The sequence below is a fragment of the Grimontia hollisae CIP 101886 genome, from assembly GCF_000176515.1.
In the GTDB taxonomy this organism is placed as follows: Bacteria; Pseudomonadota; Gammaproteobacteria; order Enterobacterales; family Vibrionaceae; genus Enterovibrio; species Enterovibrio hollisae.
The window spans coordinates 287,925-305,217 of record NZ_ADAQ01000010.1; the positions used below are offsets into that span (position 1 = coordinate 287,925).

General features: G+C 48.6%; 12 protein-coding genes. 7 read left to right on the forward strand and 5 right to left on the reverse strand.

Annotation, left to right across the window (positions count from 1 at the left end; all coding sequences use genetic code 11):
- Window positions 1–119: 119 nt before the first annotated feature.
- Window positions 120–581, reverse strand: coding sequence for a TetR/AcrR family transcriptional regulator (locus tag VHA_RS06090; RefSeq protein ID WP_005502784.1), 462 nt, complete (start codon window positions 579–581; stop codon window positions 120–122).
- A 457-nt stretch (window positions 582–1,038) separates the two neighbouring features.
- Here VHA_RS06090 and VHA_RS06095 point away from each other — a divergent pair, with 457 nt between their 5' ends.
- Together VHA_RS06095 and VHA_RS06100 are read left to right on the forward strand one after the other, a co-directional pair.
- Window positions 1,039–2,685 carry an AMP-binding protein gene (locus VHA_RS06095; protein ID WP_040528314.1) on the forward strand — a complete coding sequence of 549 codons (1,647 nt, stop codon included), beginning with the start codon at window positions 1,039–1,041 and terminating at the stop codon, window positions 2,683–2,685.
- Window positions 2,686–2,808: 123 nt separating this feature from the next.
- Window positions 2,809–3,099: a DUF406 family protein gene (locus tag VHA_RS06100; protein ID WP_005502786.1), complete on the forward strand. Its 291-nt coding sequence runs from the start codon at window positions 2,809–2,811 to the stop codon at window positions 3,097–3,099.
- A 46-nt stretch (window positions 3,100–3,145) separates the two neighbouring features.
- Here the strand turns inward: VHA_RS06100 and VHA_RS06105 are convergent, their stop codons facing one another.
- The 4 genes from VHA_RS06105 to VHA_RS06120 form a co-directional block, all read right to left on the reverse strand.
- On the reverse strand, window positions 3,146–7,210 hold the full coding sequence (locus tag VHA_RS06105; protein WP_040528316.1) for a response regulator: 4,065 nt from the start codon (window positions 7,208–7,210) through the stop codon (window positions 3,146–3,148).
- A gap of 215 nt (window positions 7,211–7,425) precedes the next feature.
- Window positions 7,426–8,034, reverse strand: coding sequence for a DNA-J related domain-containing protein (locus tag VHA_RS06110; protein ID WP_005502790.1), 609 nt, complete (start codon window positions 8,032–8,034; stop codon window positions 7,426–7,428).
- 302 nt (window positions 8,035–8,336) lie between these two features.
- Entirely contained in the window at window positions 8,337–9,455 is a 1,119-nt protein-coding gene (gene gcvT / locus VHA_RS06115) for a glycine cleavage system aminomethyltransferase GcvT (RefSeq protein WP_005502794.1), read from the reverse strand.
- An 82-nt stretch (window positions 9,456–9,537) separates the two neighbouring features.
- Window positions 9,538–10,170 (reverse strand): helix-turn-helix domain-containing protein, encoded by a 633-nt coding sequence (locus tag VHA_RS06120; RefSeq protein WP_005502796.1) that lies wholly within the window; start codon window positions 10,168–10,170, stop codon window positions 9,538–9,540.
- Window positions 10,171–10,817: 647 nt separating this feature from the next.
- Between VHA_RS06120 and VHA_RS06125 the strand changes: the two genes are divergently transcribed.
- The 5 genes from VHA_RS06125 to VHA_RS06145 all read left to right on the forward strand — a co-directional run bounded on the left by VHA_RS06125 (window position 10,818) and on the right by VHA_RS06145 (window position 17,264).
- Complete coding sequence (locus VHA_RS06125) at window positions 10,818–12,218, forward strand: L-serine ammonia-lyase (RefSeq protein ID WP_040528318.1); 1,401 nt, start codon at window positions 10,818–10,820, stop codon at window positions 12,216–12,218.
- A gap of 131 nt (window positions 12,219–12,349) precedes the next feature.
- The gene (gene gcvH / locus VHA_RS06130; RefSeq protein WP_005502799.1) at window positions 12,350–12,727 is read left to right on the forward strand and encodes a glycine cleavage system protein GcvH; all 378 of its coding nucleotides are present in this window, start codon (window positions 12,350–12,352) and stop codon (window positions 12,725–12,727) included.
- A gap of 15 nt (window positions 12,728–12,742) precedes the next feature.
- A complete protein-coding gene (gene gcvP / locus VHA_RS06135; protein ID WP_005502801.1) occupies window positions 12,743–15,607 on the forward strand; it encodes an aminomethyl-transferring glycine dehydrogenase in 2,865 nt (954 codons plus the stop codon).
- Window positions 15,608–15,902: 295 nt separating this feature from the next.
- A complete protein-coding gene (locus VHA_RS06140) occupies window positions 15,903–16,793 on the forward strand; it encodes an aspartoacylase (protein WP_005502804.1) in 891 nt (296 codons plus the stop codon).
- Between the two features lie 300 nt (window positions 16,794–17,093).
- A complete protein-coding gene (locus VHA_RS06145; RefSeq protein WP_005502806.1) occupies window positions 17,094–17,264 on the forward strand; it encodes a XapX domain-containing protein in 171 nt (56 codons plus the stop codon).
- Window positions 17,265–17,293: the final 29 nt, after the last annotated feature.

A 17,293-nucleotide genomic window follows, 5' to 3' on the forward strand; every position in this document is an offset into this window, starting at 1 on the left:
CGATTGGTGCTTTTCTTGACTTTTACTGCGTCAGATCAAGAATCCCCCCCAGAAGATACCCCTATACGAAAGCAAAAAGACGCTTCAATGAGCGTCTTTTTAAGCGTTTTGGATGCTCTCTAAGCCATTGTCAACAGCGACTTACCAACCAGCCATTCAAGGTCTTTTTCAAACTCTTCGCCATACCGGTTACAACAGACATCATACAGCTTGCGGCTGGCATGGCTGGTAAATTCCACCGCATTCTCTGATGAAACAGTATGGAGAAAAAATAGGCGGAGAACCGCGATAAAACGGTTGTCGGAACGAAGCGCATTTAACCAGCTATCAATAAAAGAACGTTTATCTCCCTCAAGATCCAGCCTGTCAATCAGGATACCCAACAACCTGTCATCGAGCCTTGTGATAAAGTCGGTTTTCTTTGGAAAGTGGTGGCTAATGCCGGTTCTGGATATGCCTGTTTGCTGGCTCAACGTGGTGTAAGACATCTTGTCGTATCCCAGCGTGACCAACTGATCAACCACCGCATCCAGAATTAACCTGATGGTAACTTCTGTATCTTCTTTACTTCTCTTTGGCATAGCTATATCCCTGTTTTTTTGGGCTTCCATGAGCTTTAGCAATCAAGACATCACTACTATCGCAGTAAACGCTGTTTTTGGTCTGTATTTCACGTACGTAGAACTTGATCAGGTGAATAATAAAAGGGTTTACCGACTGCCAACCCTTAACGCAAGTTGTCTTAAAGATAGTACATTTGAACATAATGTGAGCTATCTAGATGTAAAAAATAAGACGCGGAAACAGCCTTGTATTTGCAGAAGTCATACGTATTGCCAGGCTATAACATACTGAAAGAAAAATACTATTCTCAGCACCGACAATGTAATGCCGTAAGTGACAGCGTTACTTACATCAAAATTTGAACAAGCGTTTGAATGAATCGCTTGACCTGCACACCACTCGACACATAATTTAACAATCAAGCAACACAAAATTAAAACAACTCTTTTTCCCTACTTTTATACGGGGTCCTTTATGGCTCAACCAAAACCCTATCTACAAATGCTGCGCTGGGCGGAAGAACGTCCCAACGAGGTATTCCTTCGCCAAATCATCAACCGACAGTTCAACGACTTTACCTACTCAGATGTTGTTGATCAGGCATTGCGCATCGTCTCCGCACTGCGTGACATGGGGCTGGAGCCGGGTGATCGCGTTGCCCTTATATCCAAAAACTGTGCGGAATGGTTCACTGCCGATCTGGCCATGATGCTCGGAAGCTATATCAGTGTGCCGATTTTCCCTACTGCGGGCGCGGAAACCATTTCCCACGTTATCGATCACAGTGAATCAAAAGCCCTGTTCGTCGGTAAACTGGATGACACAAAAGCGCTGAAAGGATCACTCAGCAAACGGGCTGACATTCCGACCATTGCATTTCCCTACCCGACCATCAATTGTGGCTATGACTGGAATGATTTGGTTGCCCAAAACGAAAGAGCAGAAGTAAGGCCTGAGCACCAGGATGACGACTTAATGTCTATCGTTTACACCTCGGGTACTTCAGGTTTACCCAAAGGTGCCATGCTGACCTACGGCGCCCACGCCTGGTCTGCACAACAACTGATAAACCACATTGGTATGCGTGAAGGCGAACGACTGTTCTCTTATCTGCCCCTTGCGCACATTACTGAGCGTGTTTACATCATGGCGACAGCGATGAATGCCGGAATCTGCACCGCATTTCCAGAGTCTCTCGATACTTTTATTGAAGACGTTAAAATGCACCGCCCTACCCTGTTTATCTCTGTTCCCCGCTTGTGGACACTGTTCCAGCAACGCATTCAGGAAAAACTGCCCGAAGGCAAACTTAATCTACTGCTGAAGCTGCCCATCATCTCGGGTTTGGTCAAAAAGAAAATCGCCCTGAATCTCGGGTTGGATCAGGCACGTGTATTGGGTTGTGGTTCAGCCCCCGTCTCAGCAGCACTGCTTCGCTGGTATGAAAAACTTGGCTTGAACATTACCGAAGCCTGGGGCATGACCGAATCCTACGCATACAGCACACTGAATTACCCATTCCGCGAAGACAAAATTGGATCCGTCGGAAATGCAGGCCCCGGTGTAGAAATCAAAACAGCGGAAGATGAAGAAATCCTGGTACGCAGCAAAGGCCTGTTCACCGGTTATTACAAAAACCCGGAGGCCACGGCTGAAACCATCATAGACGGCTGGCTCCACACCGGTGATATCGGCTTTCTGGACAGCGACGGTTTTCTGACCATTCAAGGGCGAAAAAATGACACCTTTAAAACCGCAAAAGGCAAGTTTGTTGCCCCGGTTCCGATTGAGAAACGCCTGTTTGAGCTGAGTAACGTCGAAATGATGTGTCTGGTGGGTTCAGGTATGCCGGGCCCGATCCTGCTGGCATTGCCCCATCATTTCCCAAACTTTGACCGCAAACGTTATGAGCGTCGTGTTAAACATGTGATAGAAACTATCAACAGTGAACTCGAATCACACGCGAAAATCCGTGGCGTTTTAATGATCAAAGAACCTTGGAGCATTGAGAATGGCATGTTGACGCCGACACTGAAAATCAAGCGTCACCTGCTTGAAAAGAAGTATCACGATATCGGTGCAAACTGGCCATCTAACACATTAGTTCAGTGGGAAGAGTAAGACCCACTCACTGGGTTAAAAATCCCTACAGACATAAAGCTTATGTGTAGTAATATTGCTTAAGTATCAACTTACCGGAGCCATACCAGAGTTGGTTTGCCCCGGCAAATGAGAGAAAAAGTGATGAGCCAAGAAGACTATCAAGTATGCGATGCATGTGGCGTAACCGCAGAAGTGGGCTTTATTATCGGTGAAGGTGACGAAGTGGCAGAAGTTGAAATTTTCGCTGAAGACAAAGCGTCAGCAGTTGCTGAATTTCAACGTTATCTTGATCTAGCCAAGCAGGTGAATGAAAACGTTATTCACGATCTTAACGAAAATGCTGAACTTTCCCTTAACCCGCTGACGGTAAAACTTAAGTTTGAATGTAGTGCAGAAAAACTGATTTTTGAATTACGCAGCCGCTCGCTCTGATTGAGTTCACACCAAAACGTGACGCCGCATTTCAACGCGGCGTTTTTTATGCTCTTAAAAAAGTGCCGGAGGTTTCATCCACTTCACCTGTCCCTAACGACGTAATCACTGCCTGCAGTTTTGCCGCCGCCGCTTCGTATTCAAATTTGCGGATAGCCTCTTCTACGGCAGATAAATCAACCTCCATACCCTTGGCGTTTTCCTGGATTCCAGTAATAAAATCGACAGCCTGAGTATCAAAATTATCCAGTAAAATCTTCAATTGCTCGAGTTCAATACAGAATTCTTTGGGCGTATATCCAGTAAACGCCATCATATCAGGGACATCTTTTTCTTTTTTTTCAACGGGGATATAACCCTGAATTTCCCTTAGACACTGCTCAATCTTGTCAATCAGTGTGGCTTCAATCTTTATCTTCGAACCCGCTTGATCTTCAAGGTTACCCGCTAACACCGCGAGCCCTTTCGCAGCAACATTCGCCGCTGCACCTTTCAGTGAGTGGGCAAACAACTCAACTTCTTGTCGGTTTTCATCAAGCACGTCTTTTCGGATTTTATCAATGCCTGCCAGCTTAGCCTGAGTGAACGCAGAGATCACTTTCCAATACGCATCCTCATTTCCCCCAATCCTGCGGATACCTTCTGCAGCATCTAACACCAAGGGATCAATATCATCCAGATAAGACGTGTCAGTAGATGCTTCATCTTGTTGCTCACTCAGCGAATCGAATGACCTTACGTCTTGTTCAGACATGGATATCCATGTCTGAATGGCGTTAATAAGTTCTTCTATGTCGATGGGCTTTGAAACATGATCGTTCATCCCCGCCGCCTTACATTGCTTGATATCCCTTTCCATGGCATTCGCCGTCATGGCAACAATGGGAAGGCCTGCCAGTGCTTCAATCTCGCGGATTTTACGGGTCGCAGTTAATCCATCCATCACCGGCATTTGCATATCCATCAGAACAATATCGAAATGCTCTTTCTGCACTCTATCCAGCGCTACCTGACCATTGTCTGCCACTTCGATAGTAGGGTTAAACTGCTCCAGAATGCCCTTTGCGACTTCTTGGTTGATCATGTTGTCCTCAACAAGAAGTATTTTTATTCCAGTTAAATCAACATGTTGTGTTTTTATTGTTTCTGCTTCACGGCTGTTGGCGCGTTTCATTTCCAATTGGCCAAACGCCTCCATCAGTGCATCAAACAGCGAAGATGGGTTAATTGGCTTGACCAAGGATGCATCAAAAACGTTTTGCACCTCTTCATTGATAAGCCCAGAATTTTCACCGTAGGCACTGGCCAGAATCACTTTCGGCATTTTGTTGAGTGATAACTCACGAATTTTCACTGTCGCTTCATCACCATTAATGCCGGGCATCTTCCAATCCATGACCACTACATCAAAGCCATCATTGCTCAGGTCAGCCGACTCAACCTCATACACGGCTTCTTCACCATTAGAGACAGCAGCAACTCGCAGATCCAGGTTATCCAATAATGCATACATAATGTCGCGTGAAGCCTGGTTATCATCCACCACCAGCACACGTTTGTCGTTGAGAATGGTGGTTTTGGCGATCTGCTCTTTGATGCTGGAATTACTGCGGCCACAACGAATAGTGAAAGAAAATGTTGAACCTTTACCTGGTTGGCTCTCTACCCAAATACGGCCTCCCATTAGCTCGACAAAACTCTTCGAAATGGTCAAACCAAGGCCGGTACCACCATATTTTCGGGTGATCGATCCATCTGCCTGAGAAAACGATTGAAAAAGGCGTCCCAGCTGTTCTTCATTCATACCAATACCGGTATCTTCAATATCAAACTGGATCTCGATGATTTCATTCACATCTGTGACTTTGCGGGCGCGGATAATAATTTCGCCCGATTCGGTAAATTTCACCGAGTTACCGGTCAGGTTGATAATGATTTGCCCAAGGCGCAACGGGTCACCGACCAGATCGTCTGGCAAGTTCGGATCGATATCAAAAATCAGCTCCAGCTCTTTCTCTTTGGCTTTCACTGAAATGATATTGCTGATGTTGTCCAATACTTCACTGAAACGGAAATCAACATGCTCGACTGATAGTTTACCGGCCTCAATTTTTGAGAAGTCCAAAATGTCATTGATGATACCCAGCAAGGATTTTCCGGCTTTTTCAATATTTCCGACATAATTACGCTGTTTATCATTTAGGTCAGTCAGCAAAGCCAGGTGCGACATCCCGAGGATCGCGTTCATTGGCGTTCGGATTTCGTGACTCATATTGGCCAGGAATTCACCTTTGGCTTTGCTCGCTTCCGTGGCCTGATCTTTCGCCGCAATCAAATCAGACTCGAGACGTTTCTGTTTGGTGACATCCACAAACAGGCCAACAATACCCATAGGATCACCGTCAGTGCCGTAATAGGTAGCCTCATACACATTCAGGATCCTCACGTCACCATGGCTGTTTGCCAGTTCAATGTTATAGACGGTTGAACCTGGGTTTTCAAAAAGTTCTCGCTCTTTTTCTGTGAACATGTTTGCGACATCTTTAGCAAACAGCTCTAACGGTGTTTTATCTACAACATCGATATAGAAAAGGCCAAGGAAGTCAGTAAACGCATCGTTGACACCAATATAAGCTCCCTGAGTGTCACGAAAGTAAGTGGGGTTGGGAATGGCATTGATAATTTGCTGGTTGAGCTTAAGCTGCTCTGAAATACGCTGCTCAGCCTCCATTTGCATCTCAGCATTGAGCGTGAGTTGAATCCCTACTGCCAAGTCCTCTTGCATTTCTGAAAGCCAATCCATTTCTTTATCAGAGAGAAGCCGCACAGCTCCAACCTCCAACACCCCCACCATTTCGTTATTGACCATCAGGGGAATAAAATACATCTCTGATAATGACAGTTGTCCCACCGGTAAAGTGAGTGTGAAGTGACCTTTATCATTGCGGATCCGGAGAAATTGTCTTGTTGTAAGAATGGTGCGGTGGAATGAAACCGTATCTTTGTCCATGGCGTCTGATTTTTCATCAACACCCACTCCCCCTACCAGTGTCATTGTCCTTCCACGTACGACATAAAGCGCCACGTAAGGCAGCTCCAACCCTTTTGAGAGAAAATTGGTGACCAGATCGCCCAACTCGTCCATTCCTGAACAACCGCGGATCAAGTCAGCAAAGGCTTTTACCTGGCGACCAAGCTCGAAACGTTCAGCAATCTCACGCAACACTTCATTTTGTGCCTGAGCGAGATCTTTCAATTCCCCCTGGTTATCAACATCGAGCTTAAATTCAAATTCTTTATCACGCACTTTACTGACGATAGTGCTGCGAATATTATCGAGAGGCTTAAGAAACCGAAACCAAAGCAGAACGGTTGTTGATATGACGGCGATCAACAGCATAAACGCCATTGAGATCACAATGCCATCCATATTGGCCCGTTCTTGCTGCAGTTGCTGAAGCTTTTGGTTAGTTGACTTTTCAATGGCTTCATAGAAAGCACCTACAGGCCCCATAATCTTGCTTCGCGCATGCAAGTAGTCGGCACCAAACAACATGTCCTGAGCCAGTTCAGGATCAGGGATCACACGTTCAATACCCCGAGCAGTACGTTTACGGCCTTGGATCAAATCCATCGCCACCTGTTCAATACCAATCAAATCCTGAGAGCGAGACAGCGCCTGGGTTAGAAAAGACATGTGCGCTTCACTGATCCCTGCGCTCCTTAAGCGCGCGAGCAATGAAGGGTAATTAGGCCGGATTGGGATCTCTGGTTGTTCGATGATGACATTTGGATCTGACAATTGATTCCAATAATCAAAGTTATAGTTGTTCGGTAAAGGCAGTTGCCCGTCACGAACTGCTTTCACCTGCTCGAACAGAAAACGCCATTTATTGCTAGAAGTCACTGCGTAAATGCGGGCAAAACGAGTTAAGAGATCAGAGCTCTGCTTCAACTCCATCGCAAGATGGTATTGCTGGTAACGTTGTTCATAAATGGCATCGATTTGAGTGCTCAGGGTATCAGAGCGAAAATGCGCGAAGATAATTGCAATACCGAGAACAAGGTTTAAGCCCATCAACGCAAAAAAGATGTGGCGTATCGATCTCATTTTGTCTCCAAATTCTCTAAATGGTGACACTCCTATTAAATAAGCGTAGACGGCGAGTTGGACGAGATAAAGGCGGAACAGGTAAAACTTGTTTGCACTTATTGACTTATCACAAAATCACCAAGCAACATTCGGAAACACCCAAAATCGCCAACCCCATAACGAAAAACCCAGCGCTGTCTGGCTGGGTTTTCAAGTGTCTTTCATGGAGAGTTTCATAGCCTCAGGCTTTGCCATGCCTCACACATGGTGCGGAAGGTAGCGGCATCCCCTTCTGGTCTGTCTGGGTGCCATTTGAGCGCCATTTTCCGCCACTGGCGACGGATATCTGTCTCGGACGCATGTTCGGAAAGCCCCAGCGCAGCCAGCGCATTTCTGCGCTCTACGGTTGCTTCAGCGCAATGGCCAACATGCTGCTGGTATCGCTTCCAGAAAGAGCTGAGCAATTCCCGGACATCTTCCAGCTGCGCGTCGTAATTTGTCCAGTCCATGTAGTATTCACGCAGCGGGTCGTCGCGATCGACCTCATGTTGAACAAATCCGGTGCCAGCTCCGCGCCACATGAGGCGGATGTCCATCGACTCTACCTGCAGCCACTGTTGGGGTAGCAGCATTTCCTGCAATTGGTAAAGCGCGTTCATGATAAGGAAGTTACGCTTGAACAAGTCCAGTTGGGGGTTGTCATCAAGGTGGTCCATGATGGTATTTTTCTGGAGTTCTGCCATCAGGTAGTGCACTTTCCAACTCTGGTTGGAGGCTTCAAGTACACTCAATATTGGCCAGATCAGGGGGTTATCAATATCATCCCGTTGTTCAGCAAGCATACCACTTCATCTCCTATCGGCGTCATGCCGTACATATAAGACATTAATCCATAATTCCGTGAATCGCCTGCTTAATTAAGCAGTTCATTCGGATTTCACGGTCTCTTGCTTCCTGTGCCAAAGAAATAACATCCTTACTGATAGAAAGCTCACTTTATGTACTGAGCATATCTGATGCCAGTTTTGAAACTTTCTGCAAAATATTTCGACATCCTTACTATCATCCATTCCAGCTTACTGACAGATAAAAGAAAAAGGCCGATGTATGACACCGGCCTTTGGATTGAAATGTAACGTAGCCGTTAACCACGATAATAACGCTGTGGCACAAACGGCATTTTTTCGACGGTCATCGGCAACTTTTTACCTCGCACTTCTGCAAACACTTCTTTGCCAATCACCGCATTGGCTGTCGAGACATACCCCATCGCGACAGGCTGGCCTGTGGTTGGGCCAAACGTACCACTGGTAACTACACCAATTTCGTTGTCATCCGCATCAAACAACACGGCGCCTTCACGCACCGGGGCTTTGCTCATGCCCAGCAACCCAACCCGCTTGCGGGAAACATCCTTGGTTGCGATTTGATCCAGAATGATATCTGCACCGGGGAAACCACCGGCACGCTCTCCATCGGCGCGGCGCGGCTTGCTGATTGCCCACAGAAGGCTGGCCTCAACCGGTGTGGTGGTTTGGTCAATATCATGGCCATACAGGCACAGGCCACATTCCAGACGCAGGGAGTCACGCGCGCCCAGACCAATCCACTCCACCTCTTCTTTTATCAACAGGCGGCGGGCAAACTCTTCTGCTTTATTTGCAGGCACCGAGATTTCATAGCCATCTTCACCGGTATAACCGGAGCGGCTGACCAAGCATTCAATGCCTGCCAGTTCTATTTTCTCTGCATCCATGAATACCATATCCGCCACGGCGGGGTTCAGGGTGGCCAGCACAGCTGCTGCTTTCGGGCCTTGCAATGCCAACAGCGCACGGTCTTCTACCTCTTCCAGCTCAACATCTGCCGGCAGATTGGCGCGCAGGTGCGCAATATCCTGCGCTTTGCACGCGGCATTCACCACCACAAAAAGGTGATCGCCAAAATTGGTCACCATCAGATCATCCATCAACCCACCCTGCTCATTGGTGAACAACGCATAACGCTGCTTGCCCACCGGTAAATCAATGATGTCTACCGGCACCAGAGCTTCCAGTGCTTTTGCGGCGTTCTCGCCATGCAGGCGAAGCTGCCCCATGTGAGAAACATCAAACAGGCCCGCATGTTCACGGCAATGAAGGTGTTCTTTGCGCACGCCCAGTGCATATTGCACTGGCATCTCGTAACCTGCGAAAGGCACCATTTTGGCGCCCATTTCTACATGTAGGGCGTGCAGTGGGGTTTTAAGTAGATCCTGAGACATGTTTCACTCCATGATCACGGCACAAGCCGGTTTACTGAAAAATCACCGCCAATAAAGCGGGTTACTGTTAGGGGCTGTTGATTCAGGATGCCGTCACCCAAAGAATCAAGGCGTCTTCGTCGCTGAGAGAGGTAAGCATATGACCCATGGCAGCGTCGTAATACACGCTGTCCCCCTCATTTAGCTCAATAGATTCATAAAACTCAGAGTAGAAAGCGATACAGCCTTCCAATACCAGAAGAAACTCTTCTCCATCGTGGCGAATCCACTCATCGTATTCTTCAAATGAACGGGCGCGGACACGGGATTTGAACGGGAACATTTTTTTGTTGGTGAGCTGGGTTGCCAACAACTCATGTTCATAAGTGCCTGTTGGGCGGTTTTTTCCCTCCCCGGCACGGGTGATATCGCGCCGGCCTGTTGCCTGACGCTGTTTGGGCGGCGCAAAGAGCTGGGGAATATCGATGTTTAAACCGGCCGCCAGCTTTTGCATTGCCTGAAACGTGGGCGAAATCTGTTCATTTTCAATTTTAGACAGTGTCGATCGTGCCAGGCCAGTCAGCTTGCTTGCTTCTTCCAGCGTCAGCCCGTTGTTGGTGCGGATTTCTTTCAGCCTTTCCCCGAGCCGCAACGGGGCAATCGGCGCATCAGCCTGTGTACCTGCTCTTTCAATGGTCACTGACGGATACACATCCTGTGCATCATGATCTGACATGGTTTTCTCTCACCTTGGTTTATCCCAACCTGCGTCCTGACCGCTGAAAACACGTGTGGACAGTTAACTGTTGCCGCCATTCTTGCACAGACAATACGATATCCGACATGGGCAAGTTAACATTTTTAACACAAAGTTTCCTATTGGAAACCCGGTTTAAATCCTGATCTCTGATAAATCAGGAGGCATACCTTAACCCACCCCCTCTTGAACATGCCGAAAAAGGTGCTCCCATAGGAGCATGCCCTAAGATAAATATAATTTATTGTTTTAAAACAAAAATAAAGGAAGGTGTTGTTTTAGTGTTTGCAATATCGTGCGTAAGGAATCAGGAAGGCAAACGTTTGCGCCAAATATGGAAATAACGACAGCCTGATAGTTATCTATTTGTCAGAACTGCTTGTGAGATCACATCAAGCGTTTCCTATAGGAAATTTTGTTTTGCAGGGGGCAAACACGTTTTGTATGTTACGTAAATGTTTAAGCCTGAATAACAATAAAACGCCACGCTTGCCCTACCCAAGGTAATGATGCCCCGCAACGTTATCGACGCGCAGGCGATGACACGGACAGTCATCAACCGGCACTCCGGCATCCTCTCCAGACAGGAAGGGATGCGTAACCTACAAACAGCAAGGAGACGTGCAATGAGTCACAGCATGTTTGACCTGTTCAAAATTGGCGTTGGTCCTTCGAGTTCTCACACTGTCGGGCCCATGGTTGCCAGTGCCAGATTTGCCGCAGAATTGCGCGAAAAAGACTTACTCCACAGCGTAGAAACCGTCACCGTTGACCTTTATGGTTCGCTGGCATTAACCGGGGTAGGACACGCAACAGACATTGCCTGCGTGATGGGATTGATGGGGGAATGGCCGGAAAGTGTCAATCCCGATGACATCCCCACCCTGACCAACATGGTTAAAGGCAGCAAGGAATTACCATTGGATGGGCACCGGTTCGTTCCTTTTGACTGGGAGACCGATTTGGTTTTCCACTTCGACCAAGCATTGCCGGAACACCCGAATGGCATGACGCTGACCGCAAGGGGCGCAGGCGGCGACATTTTACTCAGCGGCACATATTTCTCTGTAGGTGGCGGTTTTGTGGTGGAAAAAGGTGAAACTGATGCCCTTGCATCAGATTTTGTTCCGCCCTTTCCGTTTAATAGTGCCCTGGAGTTATTGGCCCATTGCGAAAAGCAGGGCATGTCGATTGCAGACATCATGTTTGCCAATGAACTTGCCCGTGCCAAATCGCAAAATAAAAACGCGACCATGGAGACGGTCAATCAGCAGATTGATGCCATCTGGCAGGTTATGAGCGCCTGTATTGAGCGTGGTATCCAACAAGACGGTGTCCTGCCCGGCGGCCTTGAGCTCAAACGCCGGGCAAAGAAACTGCACGACAGCATCAAAAAGAAAGATTCAGACGGCTTACCACTTGATACCAATGACTGGGTCAACATGTTTGCCATGGCCGTCAACGAAGAGAATGCGGCCGGTGGCCGTGTCGTCACCGCGCCGACCAATGGTGCAGCCGGCGTGATTCCGGCCGTGTTGGCCTATTACGACAAGTTTGTGTCACCCAACAACATGGAAGGTATCCGCACTTTCCTTGCTGCAGCCGCCGCCATTGGCTCCCTGTATAAAACCAATGCGTCGATTTCTGCGGCAGAAGTCGGCTGTCAGGGTGAAATCGGTGTCGCGTGCTCAATGGCCGCTGGGGGACTCGCCGCCGCCATGGGTGCCACACCGGCACAAATTGAAAATGCCGCGGAAATCGGCATGGAACACAATCTGGGGTTAACCTGCGATCCCATTAACGGCTTGGTTCAGGTGCCCTGTATTGAGCGCAACACCATGGGTGCAGTGAAAGCGATTAACGCCACACGCCTGGCACTCAATGGCGATGGCGAGCACCATGTTTCCCTCGACAGCGTGATCAAAACCATGCACGAAACAGGGCTCGACATGATGAGTAAGTACAAGGAAACCTCACAGGGCGGTCTGGCAACCCATGCCATCGCCATCAATGTTGTCGCCTGTTAGGGTCTTGGTGATCCTGCCTGATTAACGGCGAAACAGAATGATTGGCGGGTCGATCAACTCCCGACCTGCCACCCTTTTTATGTCGCGGTAAGCGACGACGATTAAACGCGTTTGAAAACGGAGAAGTAAAAATGGATGCAACCCTGAAGTTTACAGAGAGCCACGAGTGGGTAAAAGACAACGGCGATGGCACAGTAACCGTGGGCATCTCTGCGCATGCGCAAGAACTGCTTGGCGACGTGGTGTTTGTTGACCTGCCAGAAGTGGGAAGCGATGTGGAAATCGGCGAAAGCTTTTCTCTCGTAGAATCTGTAAAGGCAGCATCAGATATTTACGGCCCGGTAAATGGCGAAGTGATCGAAGTAAACGAAGCGCTGGAAGACAGCCCAGAGCTGGTCAACGAAGCCCCTTTCGAAGGCGGATGGATTGCCAAAATCAAGCTGGCTAATGACAGCAACCTTGATCACCTGATGAATGCAGACGCTTATCAGGCAACTCTCGAAGACTAATTCAGGACGACAGTCATGACAGAATCACGCTTACTTGATCAACTGCAGCCAGACAACGAGTTTGTCACCCGTCACAATGGCCCGCGCCAATCAGACCAACAGGCAATGCTGGACACTGTCAATGCCACCAGCCTTGAGCATTTGGTTGAAGAAACCGTACCGGCAGCGATCCGTTTGCCACAACCGATGGAACTGGATGCACCACTGAGCGAAGTAGCCATGCTGGACAAGCTGAAAGCGATTGCCAGCAAAAACGTCATCAAGCGCAGCTTTATCGGCCAGGGTTACTATGGCACTCACACACCGACGCCCATTCTCCGTAATGTCCTCGAAAATCCAGGTTGGTATACCGCCTACACGCCGTACCAGCCGGAAATTTCACAAGGCCGCCTTGAATCCCTGCTGAACTTCCAGCAAATGGTGATGGATTTGACCGGTATGGAACTGGCAAACGCCTCCCTGCTGGATGAAGCCACTGCTGCTGCAGAAGCCATGACACTGTGTAAACGTGGCGGAAAGAGCAAGAGCAATGCCTTCTTTGTTGCTGATGATGTTCACCCACAAACACTGGATGTTATCAATACCCGCGCCGGTTTCATGGGCTTCGATGTGGTGGTTGACGCTGCTGAAAACCTGCCCCAGCACGATGTCTTCGGTGCCTTGCTGCAATATCCCGGCACGACCGGTCAGGTGCGCGATCTGACAGACCTTATCGCGGCAGCGCAGGCCAACAAAACACTGATTACCGTGGCTGCAGATTTGTTGTCCCTTACCCTGCTGAAAGCACCGGGTGAAATGGGCGCAGATGTAGTGATTGGCTCAGCGCAGCGCTTTGGCGTGCCAATGGGCTTTGGTGGCCCTCATGCCGCTTTTATGGCAACCCGTGACAAACTGAAACGCACCATGCCTGGCCGTGTAATTGGCGTGTCTATCGATGCCAAGGGCAATCAGGCGCTTCGCATGGCCATGCAGACCCGCGAGCAGCATATCCGCCGCGAAAAAGCCACCTCCAACATCTGTACCGCGCAAGCACTGCTGGCCAACATGGCGGCATTCTTCGCGGTGTATCACGGTCCAGAAGGCCTGAAAAAAATTGGCCGTCGTGTACACCACCTGACAGCCCTTGCCGCAGCCGCGTTTAACCATGCAGGCATCACTCTGGCATTCCATGATTTCTTCGACACCATTACGCTGAACACTGGCGATCAAACCGATACCCTGCTCCAGAAAGCGCAGGATGCCGGTTTCAACCTTCGCAAACTGGACGGCCAAATCGGCATCAGCTTTGACGAAACCACGACACTTACAGAGGTAAACGCACTGATTGCTGCGCTGACCGACGAAACAGACGTGACACAGTTTGCTTCCTCCGTCGAAGCAGACGAGTTCGCGGCCATTCCCAAAGCGTGCCGCCGCACCAGCGATTTCCTGACGCACCCTGTGTTCAACACCTACCACAGTGAAACCCAGTTGATGCGTTACATGAAGAAACTGGAAAACAAAGACTTCTCCCTGACACACGGCATGATCCCGCTTGGCAGCTGTACCATGAAGCTGAATGCGGCGGCAGAGATGATCCCCGTTACCTGGCCAGAGTTCGGTGCCCTGCACCCCTTTGTGCCCGCTGATCAGGCACAAGGTTACGCTGAACTGGCAGCATCCCTGAATAAAATGCTGTGTGAAATCACAGGCTACGACGCGATGTCCCTGCAGCCGAACTCTGGCGCACAGGGTGAGTACGCAGGCTTGATTGCCATCCAGCGTTATCACCAAAGCCGTGGCGAAAGTCACCGTAATGTCTGCCTGATCCCAAGCTCAGCGCACGGCACCAACCCGGCATCAGCGGCGATGGTTTCTATGAAAGTGGTGGTGGTAGGCTGTGATGAGAACGGCAATATCGATATTGACGATCTGAAAGCGAAGATTGAGAAACACCGCAACGAACTGTCCTGCATTATGATCACCTACCCGTCTACCCACGGCGTATACGAAGAAGCAGTGCAGGAAGTGTGCGAACTGGTTCATGAAGCAGGTGGGCAGGTTTACCTCGACGGCGCGAACATGAATGCACAGGTAGGGCTTACCAGCCCCGGTTTTATCGGTTCTGATGTTTCTCATCTTAACCTGCACAAAACCTTCTGTATCCCACACGGTGGCGGTGGTCCGGGCATGGGGCCAATTGGCGTAAAATCTCACCTTGCACCTTTCCTGCCAGGTCATGTGGTTGAAGGCACAAATTACGCCGTATCTGCAGCGCAAATCGGCAGTGCCTCTATCCTGCCTATTTCCTGGGCATACATTGCAATGATGGGCGAGCAAGGGCTGACAGAAGCCACCAAGGTTGCCATCCTGAGTGCAAACTACGTGATGGAACGCCTGCGTCCTTACTATCCGGTGCTTTACCGTGGCACTCACGGCCGCATCGCACACGAATGCATTATCGACATCCGCCCAATCAAAGAGGCATCAGGTATTTCTGAGGAAGACATCGCCAAGCGTTTGATGGACTACGGTTTCCATGCGCCTACGATGTCATTCCCGGTTGCCGGCACCTTGATGATTGAGCCGACAGAAAGTGAAGACAAAGCGGAGTTGGATCGTTTCTGTGACGCGATGATCGCAATCCGCGAAGAAATCGCCAAAGTACAGGACGGTGAATGGCCGCAGGATGACAACCCACTGGTTAACGCTCCGCACACACAGTCTGATCTGATGGCAACAGCGTGGGATCACCCTTACAGCCGTGAACTGGCCTGCTTCCCAAGCGCACAGTCGAAAAACGCCAAATACTGGCCGACTGTTAACCGCGTCGACAACGTATATGGTGACCGTAATCTGATTTGTTCTTGCCCAAGCATTGAAAGCTATATGGAAGAATGAGCATTTTTGAGCATCGATAACCGAGTTGGAAACTAACTCGAATAGTAAAAAACCACCTGCAGAGCCTGTCTTTTATACAGAAGTCCCTCACTTAACGTGAGGGATTTTTTTGAACTAAATTCTGGCTATACCCGTGATCATTGTTAATCGCTTTGCTTATGGAGGTACCAGATCACCCAGACTGCATATATAAATCGCCGTAGCGAATAAAAATTCATTTACTATGTATTTTGCCCCTTGGGGAATACCCATCGCCCTGATATATTGGCGTTTCGTCGATCAGGAGAGGACAAGGATGAATACATTCAACCGGGTTGCCATTGTTGGCGGCACCCATGGAAACGAATTCAGCGGCATTTATCTTCTTAGAAAGTGGCAGGACACTCCCGCCCTTATCAGCCGCCCAAGCTTCGAAACAGAAACGCTTTTCGCTAACCCCAATGCATTTCGTGACAATAAACGGTATATCGATTGCGATTTGAATCGCCAGTTTGCCCCGGCCGATCTCGACAATCCGTCACTCGGTAATTATGAACAAAGCCGGGCGAAAGCCATCAACCAACAGTTGGGTCCAAAAGGGAATGCCCGTACCGACTTAATTATCGATTTACACAATACCACCAGCAACATGGGACCTACCCTCATCTTGCTGAAAAATGATGCGTTCAACACGCAACTGGCTGCGTACGTGTCTGAAAGAATGGAAAATGCTGTGATTCTGTTTGAAGATCACTGCTCTATGGACGAGCAATTATTCCTTTGCTCCATTGCCAATCAGGGCATTATTGTAGAAGTGGGTCCACAGCCACAGTCAGTGGTCCGTCAGGATGTGCTGGAGTGGATGGACAGCATGACAGGACATATTCTTGATTTTGTTGATCTGTACAACAAAGGTGAAGTCCCTGAACTGCCGGACACCATCTCAGCCTACCGTTATGTAGAAACACTGAAACTTCCGGAAAACGCACAGGGGGAACGTATCGGTATGGTACATAAAAGCGTTCAGGATGCGGACTTTACACCACTGAACAACGGGGATCCGATCTTTACCACATTCGATGGCTCAGAGATCTACTGGAATGGCAACTATGAAGCCTATCCGCATTTTATTAATGAAGCCGCTTACTACGATAACAATCTCGCTATGTCTTTAGGTAAGAAAGTCGATATCACCGTGATCAAATAACGGGAAACAAGCGCCTCGTTCTGCGGCGCTTGTTTATTTCTGCTGTATTTGCTGCATCCCCTTCAGCTCTATCCCATTATGGGTCAGATGACCTTTAAGCTTAAATGTGATATACATCGCTAAAACAACACAATTAGTAATCAATATGCAAAAACCGAAATAGAAACGCAGTGATTGTGATCGGGATCTGCTGAAGCATGTTGCATGACCCCTAGACTGGGTTCAAGAAACATTAACAGTAATGACACAGAGACTAACAAATATTGCTGTTTTTGATGCAAACACAAAGGGATTATATTGATGAGTGAAATTTTATTAGCGCTATTCGCTGGCGCCATTGTGGGTTTTTTCTTTAGTGCCGTGAAATTACCTCTGCCTGCTCCACCGGTTATTTCCGGCATTATGGGCATTGTAGGTATTTATCTTGGGGGCGTTATCTACCAAACCGTGATCTCGCGATTTTTTTCCTAGTACCGCGCAGCTACACCGAAACCATTTGG

What these genes read in the sequence shown, in the direction of transcription:
- VHA_RS06105 (WP_040528316.1), bottom strand. Translation starts at nt 7,210, where the DNA reads ATGAGATCGATACGCCACATCTTTTTTGCGTTGATGGGCTTAAACCTT.
- gcvT (WP_005502794.1), bottom strand. Translation starts at nt 9,455, where the DNA reads ATGTCTCAGGATCTACTTAAAACCCCACTGCACGCCCTACATGTAGAA.
- VHA_RS06110 (WP_005502790.1), bottom strand. Translation starts at nt 8,034, where the DNA reads ATGCTTGCTGAACAACGGGATGATATTGATAACCCCCTGATCTGGCCA.
- VHA_RS06140 (WP_005502804.1), top strand. Translation starts at nt 15,903, where the DNA reads ATGAATACATTCAACCGGGTTGCCATTGTTGGCGGCACCCATGGAAAC.
- VHA_RS06120 (WP_005502796.1), bottom strand. Translation starts at nt 10,170, where the DNA reads ATGTCAGATCATGATGCACAGGATGTGTATCCGTCAGTGACCATTGAA.
- VHA_RS06090 (WP_005502784.1), bottom strand. Translation starts at nt 581, where the DNA reads ATGCCAAAGAGAAGTAAAGAAGATACAGAAGTTACCATCAGGTTAATT.
- gcvP (WP_005502801.1), top strand. Translation starts at nt 12,743, where the DNA reads ATGACAGAATCACGCTTACTTGATCAACTGCAGCCAGACAACGAGTTT.
- VHA_RS06095 (WP_040528314.1), top strand. Translation starts at nt 1,039, where the DNA reads ATGGCTCAACCAAAACCCTATCTACAAATGCTGCGCTGGGCGGAAGAA.
- VHA_RS06100 (WP_005502786.1), top strand. Translation starts at nt 2,809, where the DNA reads ATGAGCCAAGAAGACTATCAAGTATGCGATGCATGTGGCGTAACCGCA.
- VHA_RS06125 (WP_040528318.1), top strand. Translation starts at nt 10,818, where the DNA reads ATGAGTCACAGCATGTTTGACCTGTTCAAAATTGGCGTTGGTCCTTCG.
- VHA_RS06145 (WP_005502806.1), top strand. Translation starts at nt 17,094, where the DNA reads ATGAGTGAAATTTTATTAGCGCTATTCGCTGGCGCCATTGTGGGTTTT.
- gcvH (WP_005502799.1), top strand. Translation starts at nt 12,350, where the DNA reads ATGGATGCAACCCTGAAGTTTACAGAGAGCCACGAGTGGGTAAAAGAC.